The sequence below is a fragment of the Corallococcus interemptor genome (assembly GCF_003668875.1).
GTDB lineage: Bacteria > Myxococcota > Myxococcia > Myxococcales > Myxococcaceae > Corallococcus > Corallococcus interemptor.
On the sequence record NZ_RAWM01000030.1, the window covers coordinates 61,928 to 78,066 of the forward strand.

Genomic DNA, 16,139 nt, shown 5'->3' on the forward strand with positions numbered 1-16,139 from the left:
GTCGCGACTGACACCTTGCAGTGACACAGGGCCGCGTTCCCCCACCGGGGAGCGCGGCCCTTCTTCTTGGATGACAGGGGGCTGTGTCACTCTTCGAAGCATGGGGATGCACCGCCCGTCATCGCGATGGGCCGTGGTCCCTCTCCGGCCTCTGGACCGGATGCTTCCATGCCCCTGTCTCGCATCGTCGCGCCCGTCCTCGCCCTGCTGCTCGCCGCGTGTCCTGGATCCACGCCTCCGACGCCGGTCTCGCCCGCCGACAGCGGCGTGAGCTTCGATGGCGGCGTGCCCGACGCCGGTGGCGAGCAGACCGACGCCGGTAGCGAGCAGACCGACGGCGGCACGACGGATGACGGGGGGACTCCGGCGCTGGGGTTGGAGTCCTCGGTGCTGGACGAAGCCAACACAGGCATGCCCTACCGGGCCGTGCTCGCGGCCAGCGGTGGAACCGCGCCCTATTCGTGGCGGGTGACGCTGGGTGCTCCCGTGGAGGGGCTCACGCTGGCCCCGGACGGAACCCTGAGCGGCACGCCTGCCTTCGCGGGATGGAACCGCTTCACGGTGGAGGTCCTGGACTCCCAGGGCGCTCGCGCCGAAGGGACCGTGGCCCTCAACGTCACCGGCCTCAGGTACCTCCCCCTGCCGGAGGCCTACGTCTCGGAACCCTACCGCCACGCCTTCCACCTCCCGGAGGCCTCCGCGGCTCAGGTCTGGACCGTGAACACGGTGCCGGCGGCGGGACTGGGCCTCGCCTCAAATGGGATCCTGTCCGGGACGCCCACGAGCCCGGGCGCGAAGGTGCTGGAGGTGACCGTCCGGGACGCGGGCCGCGAAGCGACGGGGTCCTACTTCCTGGTCACCGTGACGCTGCCCTCCGTCCTCACCACCTCGCTGCCGGAGGCCTTCGTGGCGGAGCCCTACACCGTCACGCTGCAGGCCACGGGCGGCGTGCCCCCCTACACCTGGTCCGCGCTCCCGGGGACGTTGCCCTCCGGGCTCACTCTGCGGGAGTCGGGCGTCCTGACGGGCACGCTCTCCGGCGAGGGAAGGACCTTCACCGTCACCGCCACGGATTTGAACGGGCGCACGGCCTCACGCCAGCTGACGCTGTCCACCCCCAGCGCCCTCCAGGTGACGTCACTGGGGCTCGGGGACGGACGCGTGGGGCAGCCCTATGCCTTCACCCTCACCGCCTCTGGTGGGCGAGCGCCGCTCACGTGGAGCTTCACCGGGACGCTGGCCGCGGGCCTCACCCTGTCCACGAACGGCGCGCTGTCCGGCACGCCCACCGCCGCGGGCACGGTGCCCTTCACCGTGACCGTTCGCGACGCGGACGGGAAGACCGCGTCCGCGCGGCTGATGATGATGATCCAGCCGCCCCTCTCGCTGTTCACCGTGGGCCACTGGAACCTGGAGTGGTTCGGCGCGCCCAACCAGGGCCCGGTGAACTCCACGTCCGACGGCGGCGTGACCGATGACCTCCAGGTCGCTGGCGCCACGAGCGTCATCCGCGATGCCAGGGCCCACGTCTGGGGCCTGGTGGAGATGGTGGACACCGCGGACTTCAACACGCTCAAGGCGGGGCTGCCCGGCGGCTACAACGGCTTCCTCGCCAACAACACCACCTACGTGCTCAGCGGCACGTCGCAGTACTCCGCCGGCGAGCAGAAGCCCGGCATCCTCTACGACAGCACGCTCACCTACCGCAGCGCCCAGGTCATCCTCACCGCGCAGGCCGCGGACTTCGGCGGCCGCCCGCCGCTACGCGTGGACTTCACCACCCGCATCCACGGCGAGGACACGCCGCTGGTCGTCATCGTCACGCACATGAAGGCCTTCGAGGACCGCACGTCCTACGACCAGCGCAAGCGCTCCGCGACCGCCCTCAAGAACTACCTGGACCAGTGGCTGCCCGAGGCGCGCGTGCTCGTCATCGGCGACTGGAACGACGACCTGGACCACTCCATCTCCACGGAGAACGGCGTCGCGCTGCCCTCGCCCTACCTGAACTTCCTGAACGACCCCGCGCACTACACCTTCCTCACGCGCGTGCTGACCGACGCCAACCTCCGCACCACCACGGAGTACAACGACGTCATCGACCACACGCTCGTCACCGACGAGGTCGCCGTGGACGCTGTGCCCGGGGGCGTCCAGGTGCTGCGGCCCGACACGTCCCTTCCGGACTACGCGCGCACCGTCAGCGACCACTACCCCGTCCTCACCCGCTACGACCTGAGCGGCGTGCCCGGCCCGCGCGTGCGGCTCACCGCGCCCCTGGAGGGCTCGTTCGTCGGGGGTTCCTCGCTGACGTTCACGTGGCGCTCGGTGGGGGTGAGCACCGTGCGCATCGAGGCCTCCTACGACAGCGGCGACATCTGGAACGTCGTGGCACCTTCCGTGAGCGCGGCCTCGGGCAGCTTCACGTGGACCGTGCCGGACGTGGAGAGCGACCTGGTGCGCGTGCGCGTGGTGGACACAGCCAACGCGTCGCGCTTCGACATGACCCCAGGCCGCATCTGGTTCACGCGCTCCGCGCCCCGGGTGATCATCAACGAGCTGCTCGCCAACGAGCCCGCGCTCCCCGGCGGCACCGCGCATGAGTTCGTGGAGCTCTACAACGCGGGCTCCGCCCCGGTGGACCTGTCCGGCTGGACGCTGTGGGACGCGCTGAATCCGCAGCACGTCTTCGCCCCGGGCACGGTGCTGCAGCCGGGCCGGCCCCTGGTCGTCTTCGGTGGGCCCGCGGGCTTCCCGGCGGGTGCGCCCGACACGGTCGCGGCCTCCGGCGGGACGCTGGCGCTCAACAACACGTCGGACGTCGTGCAGCTCAAGCGCGCGGACGGCGGCGCCGTGGACAGCGTCGAGTACTCCAGCACCGTGGATGCCGTGTCCATCAACCGCTCGCCGGACCTGACGCCGGACGCGGGCTTCGCGCTGCACACCACGCTGACGCCCGGGGTGCAGTCCTCGCCGGGCCGGCGCGCGGACGGCGGCGCGTTCTAGTCAGCGCAGCGGCGGGGACTGGGGGTCGGGGCCGGGCACCGGCTCCACGGGCACTGCCTCCACGTCCCGGGCGATCCACTCCTGGCCGTGGTCCTCGTAGGTGACGCGGATCTCGTCGCCCTCGGAGATGTCGTGCAGCTGGGCGTTCTCGTCGCCGCGCTTGAGCCGCGTGGCCTCGTCCACGTAGACCTCCTGCTCCTGGCCCTGGCCGTCCACGAAGAGCAGCTCGTCGTCGCCCACCCAGGACACGCGGCCCGCGGCCCAGCCCATGGGCCTCGGCTGCTGACCGGAGCCGCCCGTGCCTTCCTCCGGAGCCGGCGCGAGGGGCGGCGCGCCCTTCACCTCCGCGCCCGCGTTCTTCAGGGCCTTGGGGTCCACGGTCTCCTTGGAGGCCATCAGCCCGCGCAGCACCTCCGAGCGTCCCTCGCGGTGCTTCGCGGAGGGCTCATCCGGGTCCAGTCCGCCGTCGTTGCACGCGGACAGCCCTCCGAGTCCCATCAGGCCCAGCACCAGCAGGCACGCCGTCCCACGCATTCTCCGCATTGGCCACGTCCTCCCGCATCGTGCGAAAGGAGCCCGCTCCCCGACGGAGTCCCCCTCCATGGCGGCACGGGCCCGCTCTCTCCCCGGTAAACATGGGGACACCCCGTCCCGCGGGGAACCACGAGCGCTGGAGCCTGGGCCTGCCCCCTGGCCGGAGGGCGGGCGAGCACGCACGGGCCGGTCTACTTCGTCAGCAGCCAGTCCCGCACCGCCATGAAGCGGGCCGTGGGCGCAGCGGCCCTGCGCCACGCGACGTACAGCGTCCCGCGAGGCCGCCGCGTGGAGCGCCGGCCCGGCTCCGGCGTGAGCGTCACGACCCGCTTCTCCCGCACGGCGGGCGCCACCAGGTAGTCCGGCAACACCGCGAGCCCCACGCCCGCCTCCACCAGGGCGAGCATCTCGTCCAGGTTCGCGACGCGGCAGACCACCTGTGGCGGCAGGGGCTCCTTGGGTCCGAAGGCGGCGCGCCACCACGGCGCCAGCATCGCCAGGTCCGCGTCGAAGGCGATGAACCGGTGCGCGCCGTAGTCCCTCGCCCCGCGCGGCGTTCCCCAGCGCTTCAGGTACGCGGGCGCGCCGACAGCCACGAACTCCTCCTGGGCCACGGGATGGACCTCCAGGCCCGGCGCGTCCGGCAGCAGCCCGAGGATGCCCAGGTCCAGCGCGCCTTCCAGCAGCAGCCGGGACACCCGGCTGGGCACGTCGAAGCGCACGTCCAGCCGCAGCTCCGGGTGCTTCGCCAACAGGCCCGGCAGGCGGGGCCGCAGCCAGTAGCGGAAGAAGGGCCAGGGACCACCGATGGAGACCTCTCCGCGCACCGAGCGCTGGGCCTCGGAGGCCTCCTCCAGCGCCGCGTCCAGCGCGGGCAGGTGCTCGCCCAGCCTCGCGACGAGCGAGGCCCCCGCCGGGGTGAGCCGGGCCCTGCGCCCCACCCGTTCGAACAACGCCACGCCGGTGTCCCGCTCCAGCGCCTTGAGCTGCTGACCCACGGCGGAGGCGGTGATGCCCAGGCGCGCGGCGGCGGCCGCGTGCGTGCCCGCGCGGCTCACCTCCCACAGGGTCCAGAGCGCTTCGTGATTGCCAAGCATGGCTTCAGTTTATGTGAAGGGACTCGCGGTTTTCTTGGGGGCGGCGCGGACGTATTCCTCACCCATCGCCCCACGGGAGTGGGGCTCGAAGGAGGCGTCCCATGGAAGCGCTCACCGCCGTGAAGGTCCTGCTCATCGTCACCAGCCACTCGCAGTTCGGGAACACCGGAGAGAAGACGGGGTTCTGGTTGGAGGAGCTCGCCGCGCCGTACGAGCAGTTCGTGAAGGCAGGCGCCCAGGTGGACATCGCCTCGCCGTTGGGGGGCAAGGCGCCGGTGGACCCTCGCAGCGAGAAGGAGCAGACGGAGGACACGCGCGCCTTCCTCGCGGACGCCGACGCGACGAAGAAGCTGGCGAACACGAAGGTGCTGGCGCAGGTGAAGGACACCTACGACGCGTACTTCGTGGTGGGCGGGCACGGCGTCATGTGGGACCTGTCCCAGCACGCGCCCACGCACCAGCTGCTGTCCGCGGGCTACGCGCGAGGCGCGGTGGTGGCGGCGGTCTGCCACGGCCCGGCGGCGCTGGTGGGCGTGAAGGGACCGGGCGGCAAGCCGCTGGTGGCGGGCAAGCGCGTGGCGGCCTTCAGCAACGCGGAGGAGCAGGCGGCGAAGTTCGACGCCATCGTCCCCTTCGCGCTGGAGACCCGGATGCGCGAGCTGGGCGCGCGCTACGAGTCCGGCCCGCTGTGGAAGAGCTTCACGGTGCGCGACGGGCGGCTCGTCACGGGGCAGAACCCGGCGTCCTCGGCCGCCACCGCGCAGGAGGTCCTCAAGGCGCTGGCGGAGAAGAAGCAGGCCCCGGCCCCCAAGCGCTGAAGGTCAGCCGAACTGGAAGCCGGAGATGCGCGCTCCCATCATGGAGCCGGACCAGGCGGTGGTGCCCCGGTCCGCTCCGGCGGCACCGGCGACGACCATCAAGGGGAGCAGGTGCTCCTCGCGCGGATGGACGAGCCGCGCGTAGGGGGCCTGCGTCCACTGCGTGAGCTTCGCGTCGCGCTCGGCCGAGGGAGAGGTGGCGGCGTCCTGCACCCACGCGTCGAACTTCGCGGAGATGTCCTGCGCGCGCGGGTCTCCGAAGGCGCGCAGGTTGTGGAACGTCATCCCGCTGCCGATGATGAACACGCCCTCGTCGCGAAGCGGCGCGAGCGCCCGGCCCATGGCCAGGTGCTCCGCCGGGTCCAGCCCCTGCTTCAGGGAAAGCTGCACACAGGGGATGTCCGCCTCCGGGTACGTGAGCTTCAGCGGGATGAAGGTGCCGTGGTCGTAGCCGCGCTCGCTGTCCTCCGCCGTGGAGAAGCCCGCGCCGGAGAGCAGCTCCCGCACGCGCGCGGCGAGCCCGGGGTGGCCCGGCGCAGGCCAGGTGATGCGGTACGCCTCCGGCGGGAAGCCCCCGTAGTCATACAGGATGGGCGGCGCGGTGGACGTCATCACCGTGGGTACGCGCTCCTCCCAGTGGGCGGAGATGACGAGCAGCGCCTTCGGCGGCGTCGCGAGGCGCTGACCCACCTGGCCCAGGTACGTCGCGAGCGCCTGGACCTCCGCCTTCGGCAGGCCCAGCTCCACGAACGGCCAGGGGCCGCCTCCGTGAGGAATGAAGACGACGGGCAGGCGCGGGCTGGAAGGATTGGCGGTGGGCATGGCGGCTCTCCTGGGGCCATTCAACTCCACGGGCGGACTGGCGCGCCAACGGACTCGGAGTGGAGCAGCCCGTCCGCTCGGGGCACGGCGGCGTCTGCCATGAAACGCCGCTGGGGGACGGATGGGTGGTCCCGTCGCGAAGGGGGTGGCATGAAGAGCATCATCGGCTGGGCGCTCGCCGCGTTCGGCGTCATTGGCTTTGGCATCGAGATCGACAAGCTGATCAGCGGCACCGCGGAGAACACGGTCTCGGGGCTCATCATCGCCGCCGTCTTCATCCTCGGAGGCCTGGCGCTGGTCCGTTCCGCGCGGCGCGCGAAGCTGCCGCCCGAATTGAGGGATGCGCCTGTCATGCGGCCCGCCCTGGACTCCCGAGGCGTCGAGCGGGCCGTGCTCGCCTGCGCGCAGACGCACGGCGGCCGCGTCACCATCGCCGAGGTCGCGGCGGGCACGCAGCTGTCGTTCACGGAGGCCAAGGAGGTGCTCGAGGAGCTCTCCCGCGCCGGCGCCTGCACCGTGGACGTCACGGAGAACGGCGCGTTCATCTACGAGTTCAGCGGCCTGATGCCTCGCGCCGCGAGCAAGGCCTGAGCGGTCCTACCGCGACAGCTTGAGGGTGACGGTCGCCGAGTCCTCCACCGTCCCCTTCAGCGTGAAGCGCAGCTCCCAGACGCCGGGCATGAAGAGGTCCGCGTCGGAGATTTCGTAGGTCCCGGGGTCTTTCGCGGTGACGCGGGGGACGTCGGAGATGCCGTGGCCCATGGCGGGCATCCAGGGCTGGACGGCCAGCACGACACCGGTCACAGGCTTTCCCGACGTGGCGTCGGCGAGCCGCACCTGGAACGTCTGAACACCTCTTCGGAGCGGTGTCGTCTGGGAGAGGACCTCGACGCGGATCCGCCCGGAGGTGCTGGCCGCTGTTCCCACGGTGGCGGGCGCGCTCAGCTGTCCCGCGCCCCACAACAGCATTCCGACAAGCAGTGCCTTCATCATGCTTGCCGTGTAGCGGAAGAAGGCGGGCGGGGTTCTGCGACAAGGTGTCGCATCGCGCATGCGGCTGGAATGCGCGAGGGTGCGCCGTCATGTCCTCTTCCGCCCAGCCCCGTTCGTGGATGTTCGTGGTGCTGGGCGCCGCGGGGCTGGTTGTGTCCGTGCTCGCATGCGCGGCGCTCGTGCTGGTGCTGGACTTCGCATGGTCGGAGGCGCCCGCTTCGAACGCGTCGTGGGAGCTGGAGGTTCCGCCGCCGGTGTATGGCCCGCTGCCGGAGCTGACCCTTCGCGATGCGCGGGGTCAGCCGCTGGAGACGGAGCAGCTTCGTGGACAGCTCTCCCTGGTCCAGTTCGCGTTGGCGCCCCTGCGACAGGTCCAGGCGCAGCTGGAGGCGGACGGCGTCCCGCTTCGAATCGTCCTCGCGACGTCGCGCGACGCCACGGTGCTCCACCCGGATTGACGGCGGCTCCAGGACCGTGGGCATCTCGTGTTGCTGGTGGATCAACGCCTCCAGGTCCGAGGCGTCTACGACTCCAGCCAGGGCCTCTCCACCTCTGAACGTGTCATCACGGACGCGCGCTGTCTGCGCTCCTGTCCCCCTCTATGAAACCCTTGTTCTGGTTCGCGGGAGTGCTGGTCATCGCGTCACTTTTCACCGCGTGGCCCTATGTTCAACGGGAGCGCGCGCGTGTCGCGGCGGAGAACCTGCCCCAGTACGGCACGGTCCCGCGCTTCGAGCTGACCGCGCAGACGGGGCGGCCGTTCTCCGACGCCGACATGCGCGGTCATCTCTACGTGGCGGACTTCTTCTTCACCCGCTGCCCCACGGTCTGCCCGCTGCTCACGGAGAAGATGCTGCGGGTGCAGCGGCAGGCCCGGGAGCAGGGATTGGACCTGCGCTTCGCCTCGTTCAGCGTGGATCCACGTCATGACACGCCGGAGCGGCTGACGGCGTATGCGCGCGACCACCGCATCGACACGTCCAACTGGACGCTGCTGACGGGTCCGATGGACCAGGTGGAGACGACCGTGCTGAAGGGCTTCCGCGTGATGATGGGCCGCGACGCCGACGCGGGCGAGGATGATTTCTTCAGCGTCTTCCACGGCGAGCACTTCGTGCTCGTGGACGCGCGGGGACAGCTCCGCGGCTACTACCGTGTCACGGAGGGCGAAGGGGGCTTGGGAGCCCTGCTCCGGGACGCCGCGCTGCTGGCGCTGGCGCCGGAGTGAATCACTGCATGAGCCCCGCTTGGACCAACAGTTCGCGCACGCGGCGCGCCAGCGCGACGTGGTCCGGGTTGGCCACGGTGAAGCGCTCGGGGGTCAGGATGATCAACGAGCCCCTGTCCTCCACAGGCTCGATGCGCACGGGGGCCGGCAGTGGCGGCACTGTGCCCAAGCGAAGTGAGAGGTACGTAAACCACCCCAGGGAGAAGGGCGCCGAGTCTGGCTCCGGGTACTGCATCCTGTAGGTAGTCGATCCTGCCAATGCCCAGTCGGGCTCCCAGGCGGAAATCATCGCTCTCACGATGCCTTCCAGGACAGGAGTCGTAACGATCCGGTCCGCGTTCGGCCCCCTTCTTGGAAGCGGCATCACGCAGTGATTGGGGTTGGCACCGCTGTAGTCGCCGCACTTGATGCGCAGGTCTACGCTGTCCGCCCCGCTCCCGCCGTTCCCGAACCAGAAGCTAAAGCCAAGATCCTCGAAAGCAGGCCCCCCCTTCTCGCGGTTCACCCCACGCTGAAAAATCTCGGCCAGCGTCGGAACATCGGGTGGCATCAGAGGATGCTTGAGCGCGTCCTTCCGTGACCTTGCAGGCTTGTACCAATGGGCAAGGAAGGGATCACAGGAGGCCAGGAGGTTGAGGAATACCGCTGTCCGCCGGGCACACTCTTCGGGAGACTCCTTGCGTGAGCCCCAGTAGGCGCAAGCATTGTAAGTCTCCGAGTAGCTCTCTGGCGTGGATGTGCTGGTCACGAAACAACCTCTTTAAAGTGCCGGAGTGTGGACGACTTCAACCCCTTTGATTCCCGCTTCCTGAAGGAGCTTCCGCATTGCGTCGGCGGCACGCTTTTCCGCAACGTGCCACCGGATGGGCACTCCACTGCCCCTAAGCTTCCTACTCTGTCGATCGGCCTGATCAATCAGGTCCTTGGCCCCAGAATGGCGGAACCACTCCTTGGGCTCCAGTTCATCAAAGAACCTGGCGTACCCGGGGCCCTTGGCCTCCAGTAGTACACCCTCCTTGAAGCCATCGAACTTCACACCTCCGCTGTTCGGGCCCACGCCACCGACCCAATACGCTTCATCCGCCGTGTACCCGGTGATTTGCTCCTGGTAGCGCCGGGCGCGCGTGGACATCGACTCTTTCGCGGGGCCCCACTGCCCCGGCCCCTGGGAAGGTGCTCCTCCCTTCGAAGCCGTGTTCGCCCGCTGGAGGATGATGGCCGCCCCAGGGCCGCCGCTGAGTGCCGCCGCCGCGCGCCCTGCTGGCACCGCGACGCGCTCCAACGCCAGCGCGCCCTCCGCCGACAGCGAGAGCACCGGAGCCGAGACTTCCGCGCCCAGCGCCATCCCCTTCAGCGCCCGCGTCGTGGCCGAAGCCGCGCCTCCAGTCATGAGCAGGCCCGTCGTGAGCCGCGACACCTCGCGGATCTGCTCGCCACGAGTCATGTACTGGAAGCGCTCCCAGTACATGGGGGAAGCCGCGATGAGCGCCGCCACGCCTGTTGGCAGGTTGCTCAGCCCCGCGATGCTGTCCACAGGACGCGTGAGCAGTTGTCCCAGCGCGTGGTACAGCTCCACGAACGCGTCTTCCGCTCCATCCAGGGTGCGGCTGATGACGTCCGCGTCGTCGTACACCTCGGCCAGGGGCCGCCAATCCGAGGCCTGGAACTGCGCGTCCACGGAGCGGAAGACGCCGCCCTTGCCGCTGTAGAAGCGGCCCAGCTCGAAGCCATGCGCACGGAAGGCACCGTCCTTCCACTCAACTGGCGCCACCTTCTGTTGCGTGCGCCCAGTGAGGGCCCATGCCAGATAGCCGTCCGGGCGCAGCACCGCGATCCGCTCCCGGGAGAAGCGCTCCACCCGCCGCGACAGTTCCTCCCGTGTGGCTTCGCCGTCCTCCATCCAGCACCTCACGCAGGACGAAGCCCGCCACCATCCGCGGTGGCACCGCGTCCCGCGTGACGGGCTTTCGCAGGAGGACTCCGAGCAGCCGTTCCGCCTGCGTGGGCGTCAGCACCTCTCCCACGGGGCGCTCGACGCGCAGCACAGCAGGACCTCCACATGCATCAGGACACTCCAGGCCCGGACGCGGAGGACCGCATCCCGGCTTGGAGTGTCCCGCATGGCCTACTGGATGGCGAAGATGAGCGTCACCTTCGCCAGGGCGGCGGGAAACCTCACGCAGGACGCGCGGTTACCCACCTGTCGCTCTGGTTTCGCTCTGAGCGCCATCCCGTGCTGTCCCGGGGAGTTCCCTGGTGTGCCCCTTCAATCCTCGCTGGAGGGGCACACTGGGGGCACATGGCGACGCAATGTGCCCGCCATACACGAACACTCTGTTACAGGCTATTGGGCGAGGGGAATTGCCTCGATATCGAGCCCCATACTCCTGGCCTTCTTGAGTCCCTGAACCAAGAGTTCATCCAAACGGCTGTGTCCGAAGAGTTTCGCGTACGCCTCCTTGGCCGCCTGCGAGGACTTCATGCCAATACGCTGCCGTTGAAATGCCTTCTCAGGCTTATCTGTCTCTTCAAAATCGCGCCCGACATAATGAAGCGTCACCAGCGCGACCGAGTCCGTAGCATCAAGCTCCTGAAGGTACCGGCCAAAGGCCTCTTCGGCAGGGCGAGGTATCGCTCCTGTCCGTGCGTCCGCTTCACGTTTCCAAACTTCAGACGCGTTCAGAAGACCACCAGCAGATGGATACAATCGCTCTGACTCTTCGTACATCGCACGAGCAAGTTGAATGGTCTGCTCAACAATGGCACGAAACCGCCCTCGACTCTCCGCATTACCAGAATCTGTCATTGACATCCCTCCTATTCTCTCCGTGTAACCATCACCCCTTCAGACAAACCTACCTAGCGCCCTCTCTGGCTCACTACCTGCTCAGACAAGGTCAAGCGCCCACGAACCATCCTTCCAATTCCGCAAGGTTTGCTGGGCACCCAGAGCTGCTAGCCCCTGGCCCTTTGCTGCTTCCTCCAGAACCGCTGTGGCTTCGGCGGTCTTGTGCCGGAGCAGGAACGCAGCAGCAGTGACCCGGACATCCATACGGGCGTGAGAAAAAAGCGCAGCCAGTGCATCGCGGCCAGCGTCGCCCTTTTCACGCAGCGACATGAAAGCGGCAAGCGCCTTCTCAGCGTGCTTATTGCCCGCCCTTGCATCCCCACGGAGGATGCAGTCCGTCTGCGCCGCGATGTTCTGGGCGAATGACTCTACGAACTTCTCAAGCGACATCACCAGACCCCATTCTTCACGTTCTCGATGGCCCGAAGGCCGAAGTCACGTTGAGCTTCGAAGGACTGCGTGCTCAGCCATTCTCGAACCGTCTTGAAGGTGTTGGTGATGTCGAATCGCTTCGAGGAGAACAGACCGCTGACTCCAGAGTGGAGCCCCTTGTCCAGCGGGATGACGTTCTCCCGGTTGTGGAGTGCCTGCGGCCCGAAGCGAGCCGCGTTCCCGTCCGTCTGCTCCACAATGTGGTGCCACTCCTTCCCCTGCCCTGCCGGCCCCATCGCCCGCTTGAAGGACTTGAAGGACGAATAACCCTTCGGCCCATTTGACGGCGAGGTCCCCTGTGAATCGCCACCGCCACCACCTCCTGAGCCGCCGGCGTCATCGGCTCGCTGGAGGATGATGGCTGCCCCGGGCCCGCCACTCAACACCGCCGCCGCGCGACCCACTGGCACTGCTGCGCGCTCCAATACCAGCGCGCCCTCCACCGACAGCGAGAGCACCGGCACCGAAACTTCCGCGCCCACCGCAATTCCCTTCAGCGTTTGTGTCGTAGCCGAAGCCGCGCCTCCGGTGATGAACAGGCCCGTCGTCAGCCTCGACACCTCGCGGATCTGCTCGCCACGGGTCATGGACTGGAAGCGCTCCCAGTACATGGGGGAGGCCGCGATGAGCGCCGCCACACTCGCTGGCAGGTTGCTCAGCCCCGCGAGACTGTCCACGGGACGCGTGAGCAACTGGCCCAGCGCGTGGTACAGCTCCACGAGCGCATCTTCCGCCCCATCCAGGGTGCGGCTGATGACGTCCGCGTCGTCGTACACCTCGGCCAGGGGCCGCCAATCCGAGGCTTGGAGCTGCGCGTCCACGGAGCGGAAGACGCCGCCCTTGCCGCTGTAGAAGCGGCCCAACTCGAAGCCATGCGCACGGAAGGCACTGTCCTTCCACTCGACTGGCGCCACCTTCTGTTGCGTGCGCCCAGTGAGGGCCCATGCCAGATAGCCGTCCGGGCGCAGCACCGCGATCTGCTCCCGGGAGAAGCGCTCCACCCGCCGCAGCAGTTCCTGCCGCGTGACTTCGCCCCCCGCCATCACCTCGCGCAGGATGAAGCCTGCGGCCATCCGAGGTGGGAAGGTGCTCAACGTGACGGGCTTGCCCAACAACACATCCATCAGACGCGCGGCTTGCGCGGGCGTCAGCACGCCTCCCACGGGGCGTTCGTCCCGCGCATCCAGCCCCGCGTCCGTCAGGAGCTTCTCCCAGGCGTCTTCCCTCGCGTCAGGGTGAGCGAGGCTGCCGCCCACGGCCCCAGCCATTGCTCGCGAGTCCTCGCCCGACGTGTCCTCCCTGAGCTGCCGGTGGCGCGCCATCCGCTCCCCTGAAGTCGCAAGGGAGGTTCGCGGCGAGGTCCGAGTGGGGGGCGCCTCCTCGCGCGGCGACTGTGCCCACTCTGGCGCTGGGACAGAGGGCTGCGTGTAGCTCAGGCTCAGGCCTCGACGAGGCGTGGGTGACACCGAAACGCACCCCGTCGCCAGCATGGCGAGGGCCAGCAGCAGGGCGTCAGCGCGCATTGTCCACCCCCAGGCCCAGCGAGGCGAAGACACCCGGCCGCAGCGTGCCTACGCCCTCGGGGAACAGCAGCGTGCCCGCCGTGCCCATGGCGTAGAGCTTCCCGCCCAACAAACGCCAGCGCAGCTCCGCTCCGCCCAGGTAGCGCGCTCCAGGCTGTCCCGCCCCCACCGCGAGTCCCTTCAAGGCGACTTCCACGGAGCGGTCAAAGAGCTGCACCGCCACGCGACCGTCTACGTCGAAGCGTCCCCAGCTGAAGGCCTCCACCGCCAGCGACAGCTTCAGGTGCTTGTGGACGCCCCAGTAGCGGACCGCGTCCCAGCCCACCTCCGCCTCGCCATAGGCTGAGTACCCGTCCGGGAAGGACGCCTCCGCCAGCGCCACGCCTTCCGGCCCCGCCGCCTTGAAGCGCGCCAGCTCGTAGTCCGGGCCGAAGAAGCCCTGACGGAAGCCGCCGTGCTGCCGACGCCCCTCCAGACGCAGCAGCAAGCGCAACGTGGGCGTCCTCGCGTCCACGCCCGCGCCCACCACCGCGCCCCAGGCACCGCCTTCACCGGGCCGGCCACCCCAGCCCGCCTGGACGTTCACCTCGTAGGTGGGCCGCACCACCACCACTGCCATGGCATCCAGGTGCGCCAGCGTCACCGAGGGCGTCCGGCCTCCGGCGCGGCCCCAGTCATGCACCGCCGACAGCGCCAGCGTGTAGCGCGCCTTCTCGCGGGGCGGGCCGAAGAGGATGTGCTCCACATCCAGGGAGAGTTCGCCGCCCATGAGGCGCGCGCCCAGCACGTCCGAGACGAAGGCCTCCGTGTAGAGGGGCCCCAGGGTGCCGGTGAGGAAGCCGCCCGCTGGGTGGTAGTCGGGGTTGAGTCGCCCGCCGTAGCGCCTTACGAGGTGCGCGGACAGCAGGCTGTAGCCCTCCAGCGCGCCGAACCAGACGCCCACGGGTGCGTTGTCCGAGCCCAGCTTGAGGGCGCGAACCACCTGCCCGAAGTCCGAGACGCTGTCCCAGTCCTCCCTCCGCACGAAGCCCGCATCCCCTCCACCACCCCAGAGGCGCAATCGCACGGGCGTGCCCAGGTTGAGGCCGAAGTCCTCGCCTCGCTCGAAGACCAGGGTGGGCTCCACCAGGAGGAAGCCCTCGTCCGTGCCGACGCTCGCGCGCGGCAGGAGGGACAACGACGTCGCCTCCACTCGCAGCAGCTTGCGCCAGGCCTCGTCCCGTGGGCGCCGTTCCTCCTCCACGGGCGGCGCCTCCGGGACGTCCTCGGCCCATGCGGCGACCGGCAACAGCAGCAACAGCCAGACAGCCCCACTTCGCGTCATTCGCATCCACGCCCCCTGGGAGTGACACCTCCGAGGAGAGCAAAGGACACACGTCTGACATTCAGCCCGGCACCCGCAGGCTCCGCGCCGCTACCCGGGGGGGAGGTCGGCTGCGTCGAGCCGGCGACTGTTAATGCCGTGACAGATGCAAGGCGCCCGGTCCTGGTTCTGTCGTCGTCTCGTCCGCGCTGCGCAGCGGGTGTGGCTCCGTGCGGATGGCGTCCTGACTCCGCGGCGGAAAGGCCGGGACGATGCCACCCTCGTCCTCCAGCAGACTCAGCTCCTCCATGGCCTCGCCGCCTTCAAAGAGGGCAGTCTCTACTTCCTTCACCGCATACGCCGCGCTGTACGGCCCCAACCGCGCGAGCTGCCCGCGCAACTCCAGCTCCAGCGCTGCCGCTGTCGGGTAGCGAGATGCCGGCTCCCTGCACAGCAGCCGGAGGAAGACGGAGCGCAGCGAGGTGGACAGCCCGAACGCGGCCTCCTTCACGTCCTTCCCGCTGAACACCATGGCGCGCTGGACGGCGTCCTCCACGAAGGGCGGCAAGTGCATGTCCATCGTCGTGGTCATGGCCGCGAGCACACGTTGGTTCTGCTCCCGCGAGAGCCGAGGAGACTCGTCCTCCACCTTGAGATTCCCCGGGTAGTAGAGGTGTCGCCCGGTGGCGAACTCCAACAGCACCAGCCCCAGAGAGAAGAGGTCGCTTCTCGCATCCGTCACCGCCCCCACCAGCGCCTCGGGTGAGGCGTAGATGACTTCCCCTGGAGGGCGCGGCAGCGTCGTAGCAAGGCGCCCTTGCAGCCTGGAGCAAGCGACGCCGAAGTCCGTCAGTACCACGCCCCCACTGGGCCGCAGGCGGATGCAACCGGGGTTGATGTCCCGGTTGACGATGCCCAGCGGGTTGCCCGCGTCGTCCGTGCGGGTGTGCGCATGCGCGAGGGCCGCCGCCACCTCCGCGCCCACATAGAGGACAAAGGCCTCGGAGAAGTAGCGCCCACGCAGCTGGGCGATGGTGAGGAGGGTGTCCAGGCTGAAGCCTTCCACGCACTCCATGACGGCGCCCAGGCCCCGTGCCTCTCCAAACTTCATCTCGAAGAGGCCATGGACGTGGGCGATGTTGGGGTGTTGGAGGAATTGCGCCAGCCGCACCTCCTCTTCCAGCCGCGCACGAGCACGCTGGAACTTCTCCGGCACGGCCCCTTCCGGCAGGGGCACGCACTTCACGAGGACCTTCCCCCTGTAGCCGGAAGGCGTCCGGGGCCGGGCGAAGAGGACTCGCTCGCCATTACGGCCAATGCCCAGTTCCTGGAAGAACTCGTAGGCGGTTCCCGCATGGGAAAAGAGGACCGTGCCCCCGGCGAGCCGGGAGTCAGCACCACTGGACATGGTAACCGTTCACCGGCTCATGCTGCGTTCGCGAACTGAGGAGCCTCCGCGAGAGGCAGCAGCGAGGGTGGCGGTAGGCCCCGACGGTGCGTGCGCAGCGTGTCCGTCAGGAAGTCCAGCACACCCC

16 protein-coding genes are annotated in these 16,139 nt (G+C 69.1%); 5 read left to right on the forward strand and 11 right to left on the reverse strand.

What is annotated here, in order from left to right:
- Nucleotides 1-168 precede the first annotated feature (168 nt).
- On the forward strand, nucleotides 169-3,006 hold the full coding sequence (locus tag D7X96_RS14080) for a putative Ig domain-containing protein (RefSeq protein WP_244219578.1): 2,838 nt from the start codon (nucleotides 169-171) through the stop codon (nucleotides 3,004-3,006).
- Here D7X96_RS14080 and D7X96_RS14085 read toward each other — a convergent pair whose 3' ends face one another.
- On the reverse strand, nucleotides 3,007-3,549 hold the full coding sequence (locus D7X96_RS14085; RefSeq protein WP_147468301.1) for a hypothetical protein: 543 nt from the start codon (nucleotides 3,547-3,549) through the stop codon (nucleotides 3,007-3,009).
- Between the two features lie 182 nt (nucleotides 3,550-3,731).
- Nucleotides 3,732-4,637 carry a LysR family transcriptional regulator gene (locus D7X96_RS14090; RefSeq protein WP_121769942.1) on the reverse strand — a complete coding sequence of 302 codons (906 nt, stop codon included), beginning with the start codon at nucleotides 4,635-4,637 and terminating at the stop codon, nucleotides 3,732-3,734.
- Nucleotides 4,638-4,738: 101 nt separating this feature from the next.
- Between D7X96_RS14090 and D7X96_RS14095 the strand changes: the two genes are divergently transcribed.
- A complete protein-coding gene (locus D7X96_RS14095) occupies nucleotides 4,739-5,455 on the forward strand; it encodes a type 1 glutamine amidotransferase domain-containing protein (RefSeq protein ID WP_121769943.1) in 717 nt (238 codons plus the stop codon).
- 3 nt (nucleotides 5,456-5,458) lie between these two features.
- On the opposite strand, the gene D7X96_RS14100 is transcribed toward D7X96_RS14095, so the two are convergent.
- Entirely contained in the window at nucleotides 5,459-6,277 is an 819-nt protein-coding gene (locus D7X96_RS14100; protein ID WP_121724810.1) for a DODA-type extradiol aromatic ring-opening family dioxygenase, read from the reverse strand.
- Between the two features lie 150 nt (nucleotides 6,278-6,427).
- Here D7X96_RS14100 and D7X96_RS14105 point away from each other — a divergent pair, with 150 nt between their 5' ends.
- The gene (locus tag D7X96_RS14105; RefSeq protein ID WP_120549700.1) at nucleotides 6,428-6,868 is read left to right on the forward strand and encodes a hypothetical protein; all 441 of its coding nucleotides are present in this window, start codon (nucleotides 6,428-6,430) and stop codon (nucleotides 6,866-6,868) included.
- 6 nt (nucleotides 6,869-6,874) lie between these two features.
- Here D7X96_RS14105 and D7X96_RS14110 read toward each other — a convergent pair whose 3' ends face one another.
- The gene (locus D7X96_RS14110; RefSeq protein ID WP_244219579.1) at nucleotides 6,875-7,270 is read right to left on the reverse strand and encodes a FixH family protein; all 396 of its coding nucleotides are present in this window, start codon (nucleotides 7,268-7,270) and stop codon (nucleotides 6,875-6,877) included.
- 89 nt (nucleotides 7,271-7,359) lie between these two features.
- Here D7X96_RS14110 and D7X96_RS14115 point away from each other — a divergent pair, with 89 nt between their 5' ends.
- Both D7X96_RS14115 and D7X96_RS14120 read left to right on the forward strand, forming a co-directional pair.
- Nucleotides 7,360-7,728, forward strand: a complete 369-nt coding sequence (locus D7X96_RS14115) for a thioredoxin domain-containing protein (RefSeq protein ID WP_121724811.1) — start codon at nucleotides 7,360-7,362, stop codon at nucleotides 7,726-7,728.
- A 143-nt stretch (nucleotides 7,729-7,871) separates the two neighbouring features.
- Nucleotides 7,872-8,498 carry an SCO family protein gene (locus tag D7X96_RS14120; protein WP_121724812.1) on the forward strand — a complete coding sequence of 209 codons (627 nt, stop codon included), beginning with the start codon at nucleotides 7,872-7,874 and terminating at the stop codon, nucleotides 8,496-8,498.
- A 1-nt stretch (nucleotide 8,499) separates the two neighbouring features.
- Here D7X96_RS14120 and D7X96_RS14125 read toward each other — a convergent pair whose 3' ends face one another.
- The 7 genes from D7X96_RS14125 to D7X96_RS14160 all read right to left on the reverse strand — a co-directional run bounded on the left by D7X96_RS14125 (nucleotide 8,500) and on the right by D7X96_RS14160 (nucleotide 16,012).
- Nucleotides 8,500-9,246, reverse strand: a complete 747-nt coding sequence (locus D7X96_RS14125; protein WP_120549697.1) for an immunity 52 family protein — start codon at nucleotides 9,244-9,246, stop codon at nucleotides 8,500-8,502.
- A 12-nt stretch (nucleotides 9,247-9,258) separates the two neighbouring features.
- A complete protein-coding gene (locus D7X96_RS41470) occupies nucleotides 9,259-10,398 on the reverse strand; it encodes a Tox-REase-5 domain-containing protein (protein WP_279637390.1) in 1,140 nt (379 codons plus the stop codon).
- 444 nt (nucleotides 10,399-10,842) lie between these two features.
- A complete protein-coding gene (locus D7X96_RS14140; RefSeq protein ID WP_158626579.1) occupies nucleotides 10,843-11,304 on the reverse strand; it encodes a DUF3775 domain-containing protein in 462 nt (153 codons plus the stop codon).
- 81 nt (nucleotides 11,305-11,385) lie between these two features.
- On the reverse strand, nucleotides 11,386-11,736 hold the full coding sequence (locus tag D7X96_RS14145; protein ID WP_120553187.1) for a DUF2019 domain-containing protein: 351 nt from the start codon (nucleotides 11,734-11,736) through the stop codon (nucleotides 11,386-11,388).
- Nucleotides 11,736-13,046 carry a hypothetical protein gene (locus D7X96_RS40425; RefSeq protein WP_208647312.1) on the reverse strand — a complete coding sequence of 437 codons (1,311 nt, stop codon included), beginning with the start codon at nucleotides 13,044-13,046 and terminating at the stop codon, nucleotides 11,736-11,738. Before D7X96_RS40425 ends, D7X96_RS14145 begins: the two co-directional genes overlap by 1 nt.
- Before the next feature lie 244 nt (nucleotides 13,047-13,290).
- Nucleotides 13,291-14,631, reverse strand: a complete 1,341-nt coding sequence (locus D7X96_RS14155) for a hypothetical protein (protein WP_121769945.1) — start codon at nucleotides 14,629-14,631, stop codon at nucleotides 13,291-13,293.
- Between the two features lie 124 nt (nucleotides 14,632-14,755).
- A complete protein-coding gene (locus tag D7X96_RS14160) occupies nucleotides 14,756-16,012 on the reverse strand; it encodes a serine/threonine protein kinase (RefSeq protein ID WP_121769946.1) in 1,257 nt (418 codons plus the stop codon).
- Nucleotides 16,013-16,139: the final 127 nt, after the last annotated feature.